Origin of the sequence: Burkholderia pseudomultivorans, from assembly GCF_001718415.1 — a bacterium.
Classification (GTDB): domain Bacteria; phylum Pseudomonadota; class Gammaproteobacteria; order Burkholderiales; family Burkholderiaceae; genus Burkholderia; species Burkholderia pseudomultivorans_A.
Genome location: NZ_CP013378.1, coordinates 1814668 through 1829841 on the forward strand (window position 1 = coordinate 1814668; position 15174 = coordinate 1829841).

A 15174-nucleotide genomic window follows, 5' to 3' on the forward strand; every position below is an offset into this window, starting at 1 on the left:
AGCATGACGTCGCTGCATCCCACCCTGGCGAAGGTCACCGAACGCGTGATCGCCCGCAGCCAATCGACCCGTTCCGCCTATCTGCAGCGCATCGACGGCGCGCAGGGCAAGTTCCCGGCGCGCGGCGCGCTGTCGTGCGCGAACCTCGCGCACGGTTTCGCGGGGCTCGAGGGCAGCGACAAGTTCGCGATCAAGGCGATCCGCGAGCCGAACATCGGCATCGTGTCGTCCTATAACGAGATGCTGTCCGCGCACGCGCCGTACAAGGATTTCCCCGACATCATCAAGGCCGCCGCGCGCGAGAACGGCGGCGTTGCGCAGTTCGCGGGCGGCGTGCCGGCCATGTGCGACGGCGTCACGCAGGGCAATCCGGGGATGGAGCTGTCGCTGTTCTCGCGCGAGGCGATCGCGATGGGCACGGCGATCGCGCTCACCCACAACATGTTCGACGCGGCGCTGTGCCTCGGCATCTGCGACAAGATCGTGCCGGGCCTGCTGATCGGCGCGCTGCAGTTCGGCCACCTGCCGACGATCTTCGTGCCGGCCGGCCCGATGACGAGCGGCCTGTCGAACGACGACAAGGCGAAGATCCGCCAGCAGTTCGCGACCGGCCAGGTAGGCCGCGACGCACTGCTCGAAGCCGAATCGGCCGCGTATCACGGCCACGGCACCTGCACGTTCTATGGCACCGCGAACAGCAACCAGATGCTGATGGAGCTGATGGGGCTGCACCTGCCGGGCTCGGCCTTCGTCCACCCGCATACGCCGCTGCGCACCGCGCTGACGGCCGAAGCCGCGCGCCGCGTGCTCGACCTGACGGTCGAGCGCGGCCAGTACACGCCGATCGGCCACGTGATCGACGAGAAGGCGATCGTCAACGGCATCGTCGCGCTGCTCGCGACGGGCGGGTCGACCAACCACACGCTGCACCTCGTCGCGATCGCGCGCGCGGCCGGCATCCTGATCGACTGGAACGACTTCGACGAGCTGTCGGCGGTCGTGCCGCTGCTCGCGAAGATCTACCCGAACGGCAAGGCGGACGTGAATCATTTCCACGCTGCGGGCGGCGTCGCGTTCCTGGTGCGCAACCTGCTCGAAGGCGGGCTGCTGCACGAGGACGTGACGACGGTCGCCGGCAAGGGGCTGTCGCACTACACGAAGGAGCCGAAGCTGATCGACGGCAAGCTGACCTGGGTCGACGGCGCGGCCGAAAGCCACGACACGAAGGTGCTGCGCGGCATCCGCGACCCGTTCCAGCCGGACGGCGGCCTGCGCCTGATGCAGGGCCGGCTCGGCCGCGGCGTGATCAAGATCTCGGCGGTCGCGCCCGAGCACCGCAAGGTGACGGCGCCCGCGATCGTGTTCGATTCGCAGGAAGCCGTGCAGGAAGCGTTCGATCGCGGCGAGCTGAAGCGCGATTTCGTCGCGGTCGTGCGCTTCCAGGGCGCGCGCGCGAACGGGATGCCCGAACTGCACCGTTTGACGCCGCTGCTCGGCGTGCTGCAGGATCAGGGCTTCCATGTCGCGCTCGTCACCGACGGGCGCATGTCGGGCGCCTCGGGCAAGGTGCCGGCCGTGATCCACGTGTCGCCCGAAGCGCTGCTGGCCGGTCCGATCGGCAAGGTGCAGACCGGCGACACGCTCGTGATCGACGCGGAAGCCGGCGTGCTCGACATCGAGATCGACGACGCGCAATGGGCGGCGCGCCCGGTCGCGCAGCCGCAGCATCAGGCCGACAACGAAGTCGGGTTCGGCCGCGAGCTGTTCGGCGTGTTCCGCGCGGCGGCCGCACCGGCCGAACAGGGCGCATCCGTGTTCGGGGCGCTGGTCGGCGAGACGGCCGCCCGCGTCGCCGCGTAATTCCAGGGATTCAAGGAGAAGCATCGATGAAGACGATTGGTGAAATCGTGAAGCTGGGCCCGGTGATTCCGGTGCTCGCATTCGACTCGGTCGAGCAGGGCGAACACGTGTCGCGTGCGTTGCACGCGGGCGGCGTGAAGGTGCTCGAGATCACGCTGCGCACGCCGGCCGGCCTGGAGGCGATCCAGCGCGCGAGCCAGCTCGCGGACGACATCGTCGTCGGCGTCGGCACGATCACGAAGCCCGAGCACTGCGAGCAGGCCAGGCGCGCGGGCGCGAAGTTCGGCGTGTCGCCGGGCCTGACGAAGGAACTGCACCTCGCGTCGCTCGACGCGGGCCTGCCGCTGCTGCCGGGCGTGATGACGCCGAGCGACATCATCCAGGCGCTCGAATTCGGCTACGAGATCGTCAAGTTCTTCCCCGCGCAGCAGGCCGGCGGCGTGCCGATGCTGCAGGCATTCCACGGGCCGTTCCCGACGCTGAAGTTCTGCCCGACCGGCGGCATCTCCGCCGACACCGCGCCGAATTTCCTGAAGCTGCCGAACGTCGTCTGCGTCGGCGGTTCCTGGCTCACGCCGAAGGCCGCGCTTGCCGCGCAGGACTGGGCCGAAGTCACGCGTCTCGCGCAAGCGGCCAGCCAGCTGCCCCGTTAAGGTTTGTACGAAACGGCAGTTTCACCCTCGGAAGACGAGCGCTTAGTGCTTGTTTTCCGAGGGTTTTTGCTGATGGAACCGGTTCTATCCGCGGGCCGTAAAGATAAGTAAAATTCAGCGTCCCGAGCGGCAGGGGTTCGTCCGCTGTTTCGGAGACCTGCGCAGCCGGGCATACTCGCGTCAATCCGCGTCCGGTTCGAATAATCCCAAGGAGGAGTGCCACATGGGGGCTGTCCAAGGCAGCATGCTGCTCGTATTCACGCTGATCGCGATCGCCGCGCTGATCCTGATGATCGCGCGCTTCAAGATCTACCCGTTCCTGGTGCTGATCATCGTTTCGCTGGGCCTTGGCCTGGCCGTCGGCATGCCGATGGACAAGATCGTCAAGTCGTTCGAGACGGGCACGGGCGGCACGCTCGGCCACATTGCGATCGTCGTCGGCCTCGGCACGATGCTCGGCAAGATGATGGCCGAATCGGGCGGCGCCGAACGGATCGCGACCACGCTGATCGACTGGTTCGGTGAAAAGAACATCCACTGGGCGATGATGTTCGTCGCGATCATCGTCGGCCTGCCGGTGTTCTTCGAAGTCGGCTTCGTGCTGCTGATCCCGATCGCGTTCAACGTCGCGAAGCGTACCGGCAAGTCGCTGCTCGTCGTCGGCCTGCCGATGGTGGCCGGCCTGTCCGTCGTGCACGGGCTGATCCCGCCGCACCCGGCCGCGCTGCTCGCCGTCCAGCAATACGGCGCCGATATCGGCAAGACGATCGCCTTCGGCCTGATCGTCGGCGTGCCGACCGCGATCATCGCGGGCCCGGTGTTCGCGCTGACGATCTCGAAGTTCGTGAAGCTGCCGGAAAACAACCCGCTCGCCGCGCAGTTCGTCGATACGCACGCGGACGGCAAGCGCCGCGAACTGCCGGGCTTCGGCATCACGCTGTTTACGATTCTGCTGCCGGTCGTGCTGATGCTCGTCGGCAGCTGGGCCGACCTGGTGTTCGCGCCGAAATCGCTGCCGAACAACCTGCTGCGCTTTGCCGGCAACTCGGACGTCGCGCTGCTGATCGCGGTGCTGGTGAGCTTCTTCACGTTCGGCAAGCTGCAAGGCTTCAATCGCGACCAGATCCAGAAGTTCTGCGGCGAGTGCCTGGCGCCGATCGCCGGGATCACGCTGATCGTCGGCGCGGGCGGCGGCTTCGGCGGCGTCCTGCGCGACAGCGGGATCTCGCAGCAGATCGTCGAAACCGCGAAGCACGCGCATCTGTCGCCGCTGCTGCTCGGCTGGTTCGTCGCGGCGCTGATGCGTCTGGCGACGGGTTCGGCGACGGTCGCGATGACGACGGCCTGCGGCATCGTCGCGCCGATCGCGGCGGCGGCCGGCACGGCGGTCAGCCCGGAGCTGCTGGTGCTTGCCACCGGCTCGGGCTCGCTGATTTTCTCGCACGTGAACGACGGCGGTTTCTGGCTGATCAAGGAGTATTTCGGGATGACGGTCGGTCAAACCTTCAAGACCTGGTCGTTGCTCGAAACGATCATCTCGGTGCTTGGCCTCGGTTTCACGCTGGCGTTGAGCATGGTTCTGTAACAAGGGGTAGTCAATGATTCTGATCGCAATGGGCGTGTCGGGCGCGGGCAAATCGCGAATCGGCGAGATGCTGGCGGAACGCCTGTCGTGCAGCTTTACCGACGGCGACGCGTTTCACAGCGCGGCGAACAAGGAAAAGATGCACCACGGCATTCCGCTGACCGACGACGACCGCTGGCCGTGGCTGCGCGCGATTCGCGAGGCCATCGAGGCCAAGCAGCGCGCGGGCGAGACGGCGGTGTTCACGTGCTCGTCGCTGAAACGCTCGTATCGCGACGTGCTGCGCGGCAACGACACCGACGTGCGGTTCGTGTATCTGAAGGGTTCGTTCGAGGTATTGCGCGAGCGCCTGAAGGACCGCACCGGCCACTTCTTCGATCCGTCGCTGCTGCAGAGCCAGCTCGACACGCTCGAGGAGCCGGGCCCGGACGAAGCGATCGAGGTCAGCATCGAGCTGACGCCCGAGCAGATCGTCGACCAGGTGATGGTGAAGATCGGGTTCGCGCAGCAGCAGTGACGGTGGGGCGGGAGGTCGATCCCGCTGAAACCGGCTGATACGCCGATGCCAAGGGGCCGGGCCTGTTTTTACGGGGCTCGGCCCTTTTCGTTTGGATGCGTTCGGTTGCGGATTCGAATGGAGCGGGGTGCCGCGCGTCATGCTTGCCGCGAAGTGTCGGCTCGTATCGAAATCAGCTTCCGACGCGGGGAATCTTGCCGAATTTCCCGCCGGCGACCCATCCGCTGCCGGAGTCGCACCTGACCTTGGTGTACATGTCGACTTTGCCCGCCATGTCCATTCCGGGTTCGCAGTGTTCCGATGGTTGAAGGTAGAAGATGACTTTTCCGTCGATGCTGTCGTAAACCGGGATGCGATCCTGCGCGATCCACGTTTCGTCGGGATGCGACGAGCAGCCGATCACCAGAATCGACAGCAATGAAATGACGCTACTGCTTCGGATAGACATGTTCGGCAACCAGTCGTCGTGAGCGTGAATCCTGTCGTCTGCGTGGCGGGACAGAGGGCCCAAAAGGATTCGCTTCAAACCGTCTCACCGCCCCCCCGCCTGCCGCGCAATCCCGTCGAGCAGCACCTCGAGCATCGTCTCGTGCACCACGGCCGGATCGAGCGCCGCGTAAAGCGGCGCGACCGCCTTGACGAGCGGATGCCCCGCATCGGACAGCGCGTCCATTTCCGCCAGCTCGACGTCGTTCGCGGCCCGCGTGAGGCCGCCGGCCTCGGCCGCGGCGAGCCCGATCACGCTCGCATACCAGCCGACGCACACGGTCGGCAGCGCCGCGTGCGGGATGCCGGCATCGACGAGCGCGCGGTGCACGGCCTCGACGTGCGCGAGATCGGCCGGCCCCGTGCTCATGTGACGCTGCAGCAAGCCGAACGCGACCGGACGGGCCAGCGCGAGCGACCGATACTGGCGCGCGAGGTCGCACAGCCGCTCGCGCCACGGCAGCGTGTCGTCGACCGGCACCAGCGAACGCGACAGCGCGTTCGCGATCGCGCGGCTCAAGCCTTCCTTCGACTTGAAGTGGTACAACACGCTCATCGGGTCGCAGCCGATCGACTGCGCGAGCTTGCGCACGCTGAACGCGGCTTCGCCGACTTCTTCGAGCAGCGCGAGCGCAGCGGCGACGATCGCGTCCTTGTCGAGGCCGCGCGGGCCCTGGGCGGGTTTGTCTTTCATCGAGGTGGCGCGCCGGCCGGGATGGACCGGCCGTAAGCTTGACGAAAGCATATTCTACACTGTAGAATTATTTCTGCGGTGTAGAAATTGGGTGTCCCGGCACCTTTCAATGCGTGCTTCTCGCACGGTCCGGGATCCAGGCGGCACGAGCGTGCCCGCCGTCAACACGGGCGCGTCGCGCCCCTTCTTTCGTTGACACCCAAGTGGAACCGGCTGCCCCACCCGCGAAGCCAGAACGGCTCTTCGACAGGCGGCCCAAGACCATGCAAGTGCAAACATGATTTCCCGACAACCCCTGATCCAGGGCGAATCGCGTTTCGAGCAAACGCAACTGACTATCGAAAAAGACAACTGGAACTGGTGCGATCCGGCCCGTTACGACGGCGAGCGCCCGGCGAACTGGTACGAGGCGTCGCTGTCGCGCCATGCGAACAGCGCGCCGCTCGCGCATGACACGGTGTGCGACGTGCTCGTGATCGGCGCCGGGCTGCTCGGCGCATCGACCGCGCTGCATCTCGCGGAAGCGGGCGTCGACACGATCCTCGTCGACAAGCATCACGTCGGCTCGGCGGCATCGGGCCGCAACGGCGGCCAGCTCACGCCCGGCCTCGCGCGCTGGGAAGCCGCCGACATGATCGATCACCTGTCGCACGACGATGCGAAGCGGCTGTGGCGCTTCGCGTCGACCGAGTCGATGGACCTGATCGACGCGATCGGCGCGCGCTATGCGCTCGATCTCGACCGCAAGCGCGGCCACGTGACGGCGGCCGTCCATCCCGGCCACATGAGCGCGCTGCTCGACGGCGCGGATGCGCGCCGCCATCTCGGCGACGCGGGCGTGACGCTGGTCGGCAGGCATCAGCTGCACGACGAATACGTGCGCTCGGGGCTGTATCACGGTGCGGCGGTCGACGCGATCGGCGGGCAGATCCATCCGCTCGCGCTGGTGCGCGGCCTCGTGCACGGCTTCCGGCTGAACGGCGGCGCGCTGTACGAGGGCACCGAGGTGCTGGAGCTCGACGAGACGCCGGCGGGCGTCGTCGCGACGACACCGGGCGGCACGATCACCGCGCGCAAGGGCGTCGTGCTCGCGCTGCACAACACGACGTTCCGCCTGCTCGACGACGGCGCGGCGACGACCGTGCCGTTCTTCACGTACGTGAGCGTGACGGCGCCGCTCGACGTCGACGTCGCGACGCTGATGCCGGCCGGCATGCCGGTGTACGACACGCAGTTCCAGATCGACTACTACCGGCCGGTGCGCGGCAACCGGCTGCTGTTCGGCGGCCAGGGCACCGGCACCTGCTGGGCGCAGCCCGATGTGAACGCCTATCTGCTCACGCGGCTGAACACGGTGTTTCCGCAATACGACGGCCGCTTCGCGCTCGTCTACAGCTGGAGCGGCGTCAGCGACTTCACGCTGAACGGCGCGACCGACAGCCGCAAGACGGACGGCCGCGTGCCGGTCCACATGGTGCAGGGCTGGAGCGGGCACGGCGTCGCGCAGACGGTGCGGATCGGCAAGGCGATCTGCGACGATTTCGTCGGACGCAACGACGACTTCTCGATGCTGACCGGCATCGACCATCGCGAGATTCCGCTCGGCCGGCAACTGTCGCCGATCGCGATTCCGGCCGCGAAGGCCGCGATGAGCGTGATGAGTGCGCTGAATCCGGGGAAGATGATCTCGTTCTGATTCCGGCGGCACGATACGGCGCGGCCGGTGCGCAAGCACTGACGCCGGAAACGAAAACGCCCGATGCGATGCATCGGGCGTTTGCTTTTGCGCGCCTGCGACGGCCGGCAGGGCCGCCGCCGCGAACGCGCAGCGAAGCCGCGTTACGCGATCCGCTTCGCGAGTTCGACCGCCTTGCCGATATACGAAGCGGGCGTCATCGCGAGCAGGCGATCCTTCGCATCCTGCGGAATCGCCAGCGTGCCGACGAATTCCTGCAGCGCTTCGCGCGTGATGCCCTTGCCGCGCGTCAGCTCCTTCAGCTGCTCGTACGGGTTCTCGATGCCGTAGCGGCGCATCACGGTCTGGACCGGCTCGGCGAGCACTTCCCAGCAGTTGTCGAGGTCTTCGTTCAGCCGCTGCGGGTTCACCTCGAGCTTGTCGAGGCCACGGATCAGCGAGTCGTACGCGAGCAGCGAGTAGCCGAGCGCGACGCCCATGTTGCGCAGCACGGTCGAGTCGGTCAGGTCGCGCTGCCAGCGCGACACCGGCAGCTTGTCGGCGAGGTGGCGCAGCGTCGCGTTCGCGAGGCCGAGGTTGCCTTCCGAGTTCTCGAAGTCGATCGGATTGACCTTGTGCGGCATCGTCGACGAGCCGATTTCGCCGGCCTTCGTCTTCTGCTTGAAGTAGCCGACCGAGATGTAGCCCCACACGTCGCGGTCGAGGTCGAGCAGGATCGTGTTCGCGCGGGCCACCGCGTCGAACAGCTCGGCCATGTAGTCGTGCGGCTCGATCTGGATCGTGTACGGGTTGAACGTGAGCTTCAGGCGGTTCTCGATCACGTCGCGCGAGAACGCTTCCCAGTCGAATTCCGGATATGCGGACAGGTGCGCGTTGAAGTTGCCGACCGCGCCATTCATCTTGCCGAGGATCTCGACCTTCTCGATGCGCACGATCGCGCGTTCGAGGCGGGCAGCGACGTTCGCGAGTTCCTTGCCGAGCGTCGTCGGGCTGGCCGGCTGGCCGTGCGTGCGCGACAGCATCGGCTGGTCGGCGAGCGCATGCGCGAGCGCGACGAGGCGCTGGTGGACCGTGCGCAGCGCCGGCACGATCACGTGCTCGCGCGCGCCGGCGAGCATCATGCCGTGCGACGTATTGTTGATGTCTTCCGACGTGCACGCGAAGTGGATGAATTCGCTGGCCTTCTCGAGCTCGGCCTGGCCCTTCACCGATTCCTTCAGCCAGTATTCGACGGCCTTCACGTCGTGGTTCGTCACGCGCTCGATTTCCTTGATGCGTGCGGCGTCGTGCGCGGTGAAGCGCTCGGCGAGCTGCAGCAGGAACTGTTCGGATGCTTCCGAGAAGCGCGGGATTTCCGCGAAGCCGGCACGCGACAGCGCGATCAGCCAGTGCACCTCGACGGTGACGCGGTGGCGCATGAAAGCGGCTTCGGAGAGCCAGTCGCGCAGCGCTTCGGTCTTGCTGGCGTAGCGGCCGTCGATGGGCGAGAGCGCGGTGAGGGCGAAAAGCGTATCGGGACGAGTGTCGGACATGATCGGGCGGGCCTTGGGGCCGGGTCGAGCGAGGGGGGAGAATCCGGCATTTTACCATCGGCGCGCGACGATTCCGGGCGCGGGCGGCCGGCGCGCGCCGCCGCGTGCCGACGCCGCGCCGGCACGCCCGTGCGCCGTGGTCGCGGCGGCCGTGCGCGCCGCCGCCGGCCGCGCCCGCGCGCCGGTAAAATGCCGGCTTCTCCCCGATCGCCGCCCGCCGCGCGCGCCCCGTATGGAACTGAAATGGCTGGAAGACTTCGTCTCGCTCGCGGAGACGCGCAGCTTTAGCCGGTCCGCCGAGCTGCGGCACGTGTCGCAGCCGGCGTTTTCGCGGCGCATCCAGGCGCTCGAGGCGTGGCTCGCGACCGAACTGATCGATCGTTCGGTCTATCCGACCCGGCTCACGCAGGCCGGCCAGATCTTCTACGAGCAGGCGCTGACGATGCTGTCGCAGGCGCACGAGGCGCGCACGCTGCTGCGCGGTCACGTCGGCGCGCCGGTGCCGACCATCGAGTTCGCGGTGCCGCACACGCTGTCGCTCACGTACTTCCCGCGCTGGCTGCAGCGCATCGAGGCGAAGATGGGGCAGGTCCATACGCGGCTGCGCGCGCTGAACGTGCACGACGCGGTGCTGTCGCTCGTCGAGGGCGGCTGCGACCTCGTGATGGGCTACCACCACCCGAGCCATCCGGTCGCGCTCGACCCCGCGCGCTACGACATGCTGATCCTCGGCAGCGAGCCGATCAGCGCGTTCTCGGCGCCCGGCCGCGCGGGACGGCCGCGCTACACGCTGCCGGGCACGGCCGAGGCGCGCGTACCGTACCTGTCGTATACGCCGAACGCGTATCTCGGCCGGATGACCGAGGTGATCATCGCGAATGCGCCGACGCCGCTGTTCCTCGACCGCGTATACGAAACCGACATGGCCGAAGGGCTGAAGGCAATGGCGCTCGCGGGCCACGGCGTCGCGTTCCTGCCGCACAGCGCGGTGGAGGACGCGGTCGCCGGCGGCCGGCTGATCCGGCTCGACCGTGCGGTGCGCGGCGGCGCGCAGCCGTTCACGCTGACGATGGAGATCCGCCTCTACTGCGACAAGCTCGCGCTGCAGGGTGACGAGCCGCGGCAGAAGCTCGTGCGCGCGCTGTGGGAGGTGGTGCGCGACGAGTTGCGCGAAACGGCCGGTTAACCGCCGGCGGTTAACCGCGGCTTCGATCGCCGGCTGGCTGACGACCGGCTTGCGGCGCCTGTCGGACGGCTGTCCGGCGGCCGGCGCAGGCCCGGCGCGCGCTGTTTTTCACGTCCGCGATGCACGATCGATGGCGACCGTTCTTGCGCAAATCGACCGCGGATTTGCGAAAAATCGCGATCATGCAAGAAACGCATAATCGAATAAGCAAACGGCATTGGATAAAAAAAACGGGTTTTTCGACAATGTGCGCAATCCGTTGAACGTTGGAGCATCCATGTCTTCGCAACAGCAGTCCATCCCGTCCTACCTGCACGCCGACGATCTCGGCCCGTGGGGCAACTACCTCCAGCAGGTCGATCGCGTCGCGCCGTACCTCGGTTCGCTGTCGCGCTGGCTCGAAACGCTGAAGCGTCCGAAGCGCATCCTGGTCGTCGATGTGCCGATCGAGCTCGACAACGGTACCGTCGCGCACTTCGAGGGCTATCGCGTGCAGCACAACGTGTCGCGCGGCCCGGGCAAGGGCGGCGTGCGCTACCACCAGGACGTGACGCTGTCGGAAGTGATGGCGCTGTCCGCATGGATGTCGGTGAAGAACGCGGCCGTGAACGTGCCGTACGGCGGCGCGAAGGGCGGTATCCGCGTCGACCCGCGCAAGCTGTCGCGCGGCGAGCTCGAGCGCGTGACGCGCCGCTACACCAGCGAAATCGGCATCATCATCGGCCCGAACACCGACATTCCGGCGCCGGACGTCAACACCAACGAACAGGTGATGGCGTGGATGATGGACACCTTCTCGATGAACCAGGGCCAGACGTCGACCGGCGTCGTGACCGGCAAGCCGATCTCGCTCGGCGGTTCGCTCGGCCGCAAGGAAGCGACCGGCCGCGGCGTGTTCGTGGTCGGCTGCGAAGCGGCGAAGAAGAAGGGCCTCGAGATCGAAGGCGCGCGCATCGCGGTGCAGGGCTTCGGCAACGTCGGCGGCATCGCGGCGAAGCTGTTCCAGGAAGCGGGCTCGAAGGTGATCGCGGTGCAGGATCACACCGGCACGATCTACCAGCCGGCCGGCCTCGACGCGAACAAGCTGCTCGACCACGTGGGCCGCACCGGCGGCGTCGCGGGCTTCGAGGGCGCGGAACCGATGCCGAACGACGAATTCTGGACGGTCGAGACCGACATCCTGATCCCGGCAGCACTGGAAAACCAGATCACCGAGAAGAACGCGTCGAAGATCCGCACGAAGATCATCGTCGAAGGCGCGAACGGCCCGACCACGACGGCGGCCGACGACATCCTGAGCGCGAACGGCGTGCTCGTGATCCCGGACGTGATCGCGAATGCGGGCGGCGTGACCGTGTCGTACTTCGAATGGGTGCAGGATTTCTCGAGCTTCTTCTGGACCGAGGACGAGATCAACCACCGCCTCGAGCGCGTGATGCGCGAAGCGTTCGCCGGCGTGTGGGCGGTCGCGGAAGAGCACAAGGTGTCGGTGCGCACCGCGGCGTTCATCGTCGCGTGCAAGCGCATCCTGATGGCGCGCGAAATGCGCGGCCTGTACCCCTGATCGGCGTCGCGGTCGTACGCGGCCCGTTGATTTCGATCAAGCGATGACGCAATCCACCCGATTGCGTGCATGAACCGCGCGGGCGGTGCCGGATCCGGCACCGCCCGCGCGCGCATTCGAGGCGCCCGAAGCCGGGAGGACGGCTGCGCACCGGGCGATTCGTAGTGCGGTAAACAACCAGTACTTTCAAAAATATTACTTTGATACACTGGCGCGGGTTTCAGCCAAGGAGATGACCAAAATGAAATACCACAAGGCAGTCCTGATGGTCGCGGCGCTCTGCGCGTTCGCAAGCGGCGCGCAGGCTCAGGAGACGGGCACGCTGAAGAAGATCAAGGACACGGGCGTAATCGCGCTGGGCCACCGCGAGTCGTCGATTCCGTTCTCCTACTACGACCAGAACCAGCAGGTCGTCGGCTATTCGCGCGAATTCCAGATGAAGGTCGTGGACGCGGTGAAGAAGAAGCTGAATCTGCCGAACCTGCAGGTGAAGAACATTCCGGTCACGTCGCAGAACCGCATCCCGCTCGTGCAGAACGGCACGGTCGACATCGAGTGCGGCTCGACCACCAACAACGCCGAGCGCCAGCAGCAGGCCGCGTTCTCCGACACGATCTTCGTGATCGGCACGCGCCTGATGACGAAGAAGGATTCGGGCATCAAGGATTTCGGCGACCTGAAGGGCAAGACGGTCGTGACCACCGCCGGTACGACCTCCGAGCGTCTGCTGCGCAAGATGAACAACGAGAAGCAGATGGGCATGAACATCATCAGCGCGAAGGATCACGGCGATTCGTTCAATACGCTCGAATCGGGCCGCGCGGTCGCGTTCATGATGGACGACGCGCTGCTCGCGGGCGAACGCGCGAAGGCGAAGCAGCCGGGCGAATGGGTGATCGTCGGCACGCCGCAATCCGAAGAGGCTTACGGCTGCATGATGCGCAAGGGCGATGCGGACTTCAAGAAGGTCGTTGACGACGCGATCGCGCAGGTCGAGAAGTCGGGCGAAGCCGCGAAGATCTACGCGAAGTGGTTCGAAAACCCGATCCCGCCGAAGGGGCTGAACCTGAACTTCCCGCTGTCGGACTCGATGAAGAAGCTGTTCGCGAACCCGAACGACAAGGCGCTCGACTGATCACGCGTCCGTTGACGCAGAGTTGATGCTGACGAAACGGAAGAGGCCACGCTTCTTCCGTTTCTTTTTGCTGGAGTCCTGCCCATGTCATACCACTGGAACTGGGGCATTTTCCTGAGCCCCGTCTCGACCGGCGAGCCGACGACTTATTTCGGATGGCTGATGTCCGGCTTCTGGGTGACGATCGAGGTGTCGCTCGTCGCCTGGGTCATCGCGCTGATCGTCGGTTCGCTGTTCGGCGTGCTGCGCACCGTGCCGAACAAATGGCTGTCCGCGATCGGCACCGTGTACGTGTCGATCTTCCGCAACATTCCGCTGATCGTGCAGTTCTTCATCTGGTACCTCGTCGTACCGGAGCTGCTGCCCGCATCGATCGGCACCTGGATCAAGCAGCTGCCGCCCGGCACGCAGTTCTTCACCGCGTCGATCGTCTGTCTCGGGCTGTTCACCGGCGCGCGCGTGTGCGAACAGGTGCGCTCGGGCATCAACGCGCTGCCGAAGGGCCAGCGCGCCGCCGGCCTCGCGATGGGCTTCACGCAGTGGCAGACGTATCGCTACGTGCTGCTGCCGGTCGCGTACCGGATCATCGTGCCGCCGCTCACGTCGGAGTTCCTGAACATCTTCAAGAACTCGGCGGTCGCGTCGACGATCGGCCTGCTCGACCTGTCCGCGCAGGCGCGCCAGCTCGTCGACTACACCGCGCAGACCTACGAGTCGTTCATCGCGGTCACGCTCGCCTACGTGCTCATCAACCTCGTCGTGATGGCGTTCATGCGCTGGATCGAAGGCCGCACGCGGCTGCCCGGCTACATCGGAGGCAAGTGATGCATCAGTTCGACTGGAGTAGTATTCCCGGCGCGCTGCCGACGCTCTGGACCGGCGCGATCGTCACGTTCAAGATCACGCTGATCGCGATCGTGGTCGGGATCGTCTGGGGCACGCTGCTCGCGCTGATGCGGCTGTCGGGCGTGAAGCCGCTCGCATGGTTCGCGAAGGCGTACGTGACGGTGTTCCGCTCGATCCCGCTCGTGATGGTGCTGCTGTGGTTCTTCCTGATCGTGCCGCAGGTGCTGCAGGGCGTGCTCGGGCTGTCGCCGACGATCGACATCCGGCTCGCGTCGGCGATGGTCGCGTTCTCGCTGTTCGAAGCCGCGTATTATTCGGAGATCATCCGCGCCGGCATCCAGGCGGTGCCGCGCGGGCAGGTGAACGCGGCGTTCGCGCTCGGCATGAACTACGCGCAGGCGATGCGCCTCGTGATCCTGCCGCAGGCGTTTCGCGCGATGGTGCCGCTGCTGCTCACGCAGGCGATCGTGCTGTTCCAGGACACGTCGCTCGTATACGTGATCAGCCTCGCGGACTTCTTCCGCACGGCCGCCAACATCGGCGATCGCGACGGCACCACCGTCGAGATGGTGCTGTTCGCCGGCGCCTGCTATTTCGTGATTTGCTCGGTGGCGTCTGCCCTCGTCAAAGGTCTCCAGAAAAAGGTCACAAGATGATTTCCATCAAGAACGTTTCGAAGTGGTACGGCCAGTTTCAGGTTCTCACCGACTGCACGACCGAAGTGAAGAAGGGCGAGGTGGTCGTCGTGTGCGGGCCGTCGGGCTCGGGCAAGTCGACGCTGATCAAGACCGTGAACGGCCTCGAGCCGTTCCAGCAGGGCGAGATCCTCGTGAACGGCCAGTCGGTCGGCGACAAGAAGACGAACCTGTCGAAGCTGCGCTCGAAGGTCGGCATGGTGTTCCAGCATTTCGAGCTGTTCCCGCACCTGTCGATCACCGAGAACCTGACGCTCGCGCAGATCAAGGTGCTCGGCCGCGGCAAGGACGAGGCGGCCGAGAAGGGGCTGAAGCTGCTCGACCGCGTCGGCCTGAAGGCGCATGCGCACAAGTTCCCGGGCCAGCTGTCGGGCGGCCAGCAGCAGCGTGTCGCGATCGCGCGCGCGCTGTCGATGGACCCGATCGCGATGCTGTTCGACGAGCCGACGTCCGCGCTCGATCCGGAGATGATCAACGAAGTGCTCGACGTGATGGTCGAACTCGCGCAGGAAGGGATGACGATGATGGTCGTCACGCACGAGATGGGCTTCGCGAAGAAGGTCGCGCACCGCGTGATCTTCATGGACAAGGGTGCGATCGTCGAGGACGACCGCAAGGACGACTTCTTCTCGAATCCGAAGTCGGATCGGGCTAAGGACTTCCTCGCGAAGATCCTGCACTGAGCGTTGCCGCGGGTTTCGCGCGGCCATGCAGACACCGCCCGG

Annotated in this window: 14 protein-coding genes; 11 read left to right on the forward strand and 3 right to left on the reverse strand. The window is 66.2% G+C overall.

Going from position 1 to position 15174, the window contains the following annotated elements; translation table 11 throughout:
* The first annotated feature begins 3 nt into the window (after window positions 1–3).
* The 4 genes from edd (at window position 4) to WS57_RS20775 (ending at window position 4615) form a co-directional block, all read left to right on the forward strand.
* Window positions 4–1860, forward strand: a complete 1857-nt coding sequence (gene edd / locus WS57_RS20760) for a phosphogluconate dehydratase (protein ID WP_059516737.1) — start codon at window positions 4–6, stop codon at window positions 1858–1860.
* Window positions 1861–1886: 26 nt separating this feature from the next.
* Window positions 1887–2513 carry a bifunctional 4-hydroxy-2-oxoglutarate aldolase/2-dehydro-3-deoxy-phosphogluconate aldolase gene (gene eda, locus WS57_RS20765; RefSeq protein WP_059478682.1) on the forward strand — a complete coding sequence of 209 codons (627 nt, stop codon included), beginning with the start codon at window positions 1887–1889 and terminating at the stop codon, window positions 2511–2513.
* Between the two features lie 223 nt (window positions 2514–2736).
* Window positions 2737–4098 (forward strand): GntP family permease, encoded by a 1362-nt coding sequence (locus WS57_RS20770; RefSeq protein ID WP_009688053.1) that lies wholly within the window; start codon window positions 2737–2739, stop codon window positions 4096–4098.
* A gap of 13 nt (window positions 4099–4111) precedes the next feature.
* A complete protein-coding gene (locus tag WS57_RS20775) occupies window positions 4112–4615 on the forward strand; it encodes a gluconokinase (protein WP_040126642.1) in 504 nt (167 codons plus the stop codon).
* A 172-nt stretch (window positions 4616–4787) separates the two neighbouring features.
* Here WS57_RS20775 and WS57_RS20780 read toward each other — a convergent pair whose 3' ends face one another.
* Together WS57_RS20780 and WS57_RS20785 are read right to left on the reverse strand one after the other, a co-directional pair.
* Window positions 4788–5063: a hypothetical protein gene (locus WS57_RS20780; RefSeq protein ID WP_069245459.1), complete on the reverse strand. Its 276-nt coding sequence runs from the start codon at window positions 5061–5063 to the stop codon at window positions 4788–4790.
* 84 nt (window positions 5064–5147) lie between these two features.
* Window positions 5148–5795: a TetR/AcrR family transcriptional regulator gene (locus tag WS57_RS20785; protein ID WP_069244781.1), complete on the reverse strand. Its 648-nt coding sequence runs from the start codon at window positions 5793–5795 to the stop codon at window positions 5148–5150.
* 277 nt (window positions 5796–6072) lie between these two features.
* Between WS57_RS20785 and WS57_RS20790 the strand changes: the two genes are divergently transcribed.
* Window positions 6073–7491 (forward strand): NAD(P)/FAD-dependent oxidoreductase, encoded by a 1419-nt coding sequence (locus WS57_RS20790; protein WP_069244782.1) that lies wholly within the window; start codon window positions 6073–6075, stop codon window positions 7489–7491.
* A gap of 143 nt (window positions 7492–7634) precedes the next feature.
* Here the strand turns inward: WS57_RS20790 and purB are convergent, their stop codons facing one another.
* Window positions 7635–9023 carry an adenylosuccinate lyase gene (gene purB / locus WS57_RS20795; RefSeq protein ID WP_069244783.1) on the reverse strand — a complete coding sequence of 463 codons (1389 nt, stop codon included), beginning with the start codon at window positions 9021–9023 and terminating at the stop codon, window positions 7635–7637.
* Window positions 9024–9255: 232 nt separating this feature from the next.
* Between purB and WS57_RS20800 the strand changes: the two genes are divergently transcribed.
* The 6 genes from WS57_RS20800 to WS57_RS20825 all read left to right on the forward strand — a co-directional run bounded on the left by WS57_RS20800 (window position 9256) and on the right by WS57_RS20825 (window position 15132).
* Window positions 9256–10209, forward strand: coding sequence for a LysR substrate-binding domain-containing protein (locus tag WS57_RS20800; protein ID WP_040126647.1), 954 nt, complete (start codon window positions 9256–9258; stop codon window positions 10207–10209).
* Window positions 10210–10486: 277 nt separating this feature from the next.
* The gene (locus WS57_RS20805) at window positions 10487–11773 is read left to right on the forward strand and encodes a Glu/Leu/Phe/Val family dehydrogenase (protein ID WP_009690756.1); all 1287 of its coding nucleotides are present in this window, start codon (window positions 10487–10489) and stop codon (window positions 11771–11773) included.
* A 241-nt stretch (window positions 11774–12014) separates the two neighbouring features.
* On the forward strand, window positions 12015–12908 hold the full coding sequence (locus tag WS57_RS20810; RefSeq protein ID WP_009690757.1) for a glutamate/aspartate ABC transporter substrate-binding protein: 894 nt from the start codon (window positions 12015–12017) through the stop codon (window positions 12906–12908).
* An 84-nt stretch (window positions 12909–12992) separates the two neighbouring features.
* Entirely contained in the window at window positions 12993–13733 is a 741-nt protein-coding gene (locus WS57_RS20815) for an amino acid ABC transporter permease (protein ID WP_009690758.1), read from the forward strand.
* Window positions 13733–14410, forward strand: a complete 678-nt coding sequence (gene gltK, locus WS57_RS20820) for a glutamate/aspartate ABC transporter permease GltK (protein ID WP_006401698.1) — start codon at window positions 13733–13735, stop codon at window positions 14408–14410. Before WS57_RS20815 ends, gltK begins: the two co-directional genes overlap by 1 nt.
* Window positions 14407–15132 carry an amino acid ABC transporter ATP-binding protein gene (locus WS57_RS20825; protein ID WP_009690759.1) on the forward strand — a complete coding sequence of 242 codons (726 nt, stop codon included), beginning with the start codon at window positions 14407–14409 and terminating at the stop codon, window positions 15130–15132. Before gltK ends, WS57_RS20825 begins: the two co-directional genes overlap by 4 nt.
* Window positions 15133–15174 lie beyond the last annotated feature (42 nt).

Excerpts from the sequence above, each read along its gene's own strand:
- gltK (WP_006401698.1), top strand. The coding sequence starts at position 13,733 with ATGCATCAGTTCGACTGGAGTAGTATTCCCGGCGCGCTGCCGACGCTC.
- WS57_RS20775 (WP_040126642.1), top strand. The coding sequence starts at position 4,112 with ATGATTCTGATCGCAATGGGCGTGTCGGGCGCGGGCAAATCGCGAATC.
- WS57_RS20810 (WP_009690757.1), top strand. The coding sequence starts at position 12,015 with ATGAAATACCACAAGGCAGTCCTGATGGTCGCGGCGCTCTGCGCGTTC.
- WS57_RS20825 (WP_009690759.1), top strand. The coding sequence starts at position 14,407 with ATGATTTCCATCAAGAACGTTTCGAAGTGGTACGGCCAGTTTCAGGTT.
- WS57_RS20805 (WP_009690756.1), top strand. The coding sequence starts at position 10,487 with ATGTCTTCGCAACAGCAGTCCATCCCGTCCTACCTGCACGCCGACGAT.
- WS57_RS20770 (WP_009688053.1), top strand. The coding sequence starts at position 2,737 with ATGGGGGCTGTCCAAGGCAGCATGCTGCTCGTATTCACGCTGATCGCG.
- eda (WP_059478682.1), top strand. The coding sequence starts at position 1,887 with ATGAAGACGATTGGTGAAATCGTGAAGCTGGGCCCGGTGATTCCGGTG.
- purB (WP_069244783.1), bottom strand. The coding sequence starts at position 9,023 with ATGTCCGACACTCGTCCCGATACGCTTTTCGCCCTCACCGCGCTCTCG.
- edd (WP_059516737.1), top strand. The coding sequence starts at position 4 with ATGACGTCGCTGCATCCCACCCTGGCGAAGGTCACCGAACGCGTGATC.
- WS57_RS20790 (WP_069244782.1), top strand. The coding sequence starts at position 6,073 with ATGATTTCCCGACAACCCCTGATCCAGGGCGAATCGCGTTTCGAGCAA.
- WS57_RS20815 (WP_009690758.1), top strand. The coding sequence starts at position 12,993 with ATGTCATACCACTGGAACTGGGGCATTTTCCTGAGCCCCGTCTCGACC.
- WS57_RS20780 (WP_069245459.1), bottom strand. The coding sequence starts at position 5,063 with ATGTCTATCCGAAGCAGTAGCGTCATTTCATTGCTGTCGATTCTGGTG.
- WS57_RS20785 (WP_069244781.1), bottom strand. The coding sequence starts at position 5,795 with ATGAAAGACAAACCCGCCCAGGGCCCGCGCGGCCTCGACAAGGACGCG.
- WS57_RS20800 (WP_040126647.1), top strand. The coding sequence starts at position 9,256 with ATGGAACTGAAATGGCTGGAAGACTTCGTCTCGCTCGCGGAGACGCGC.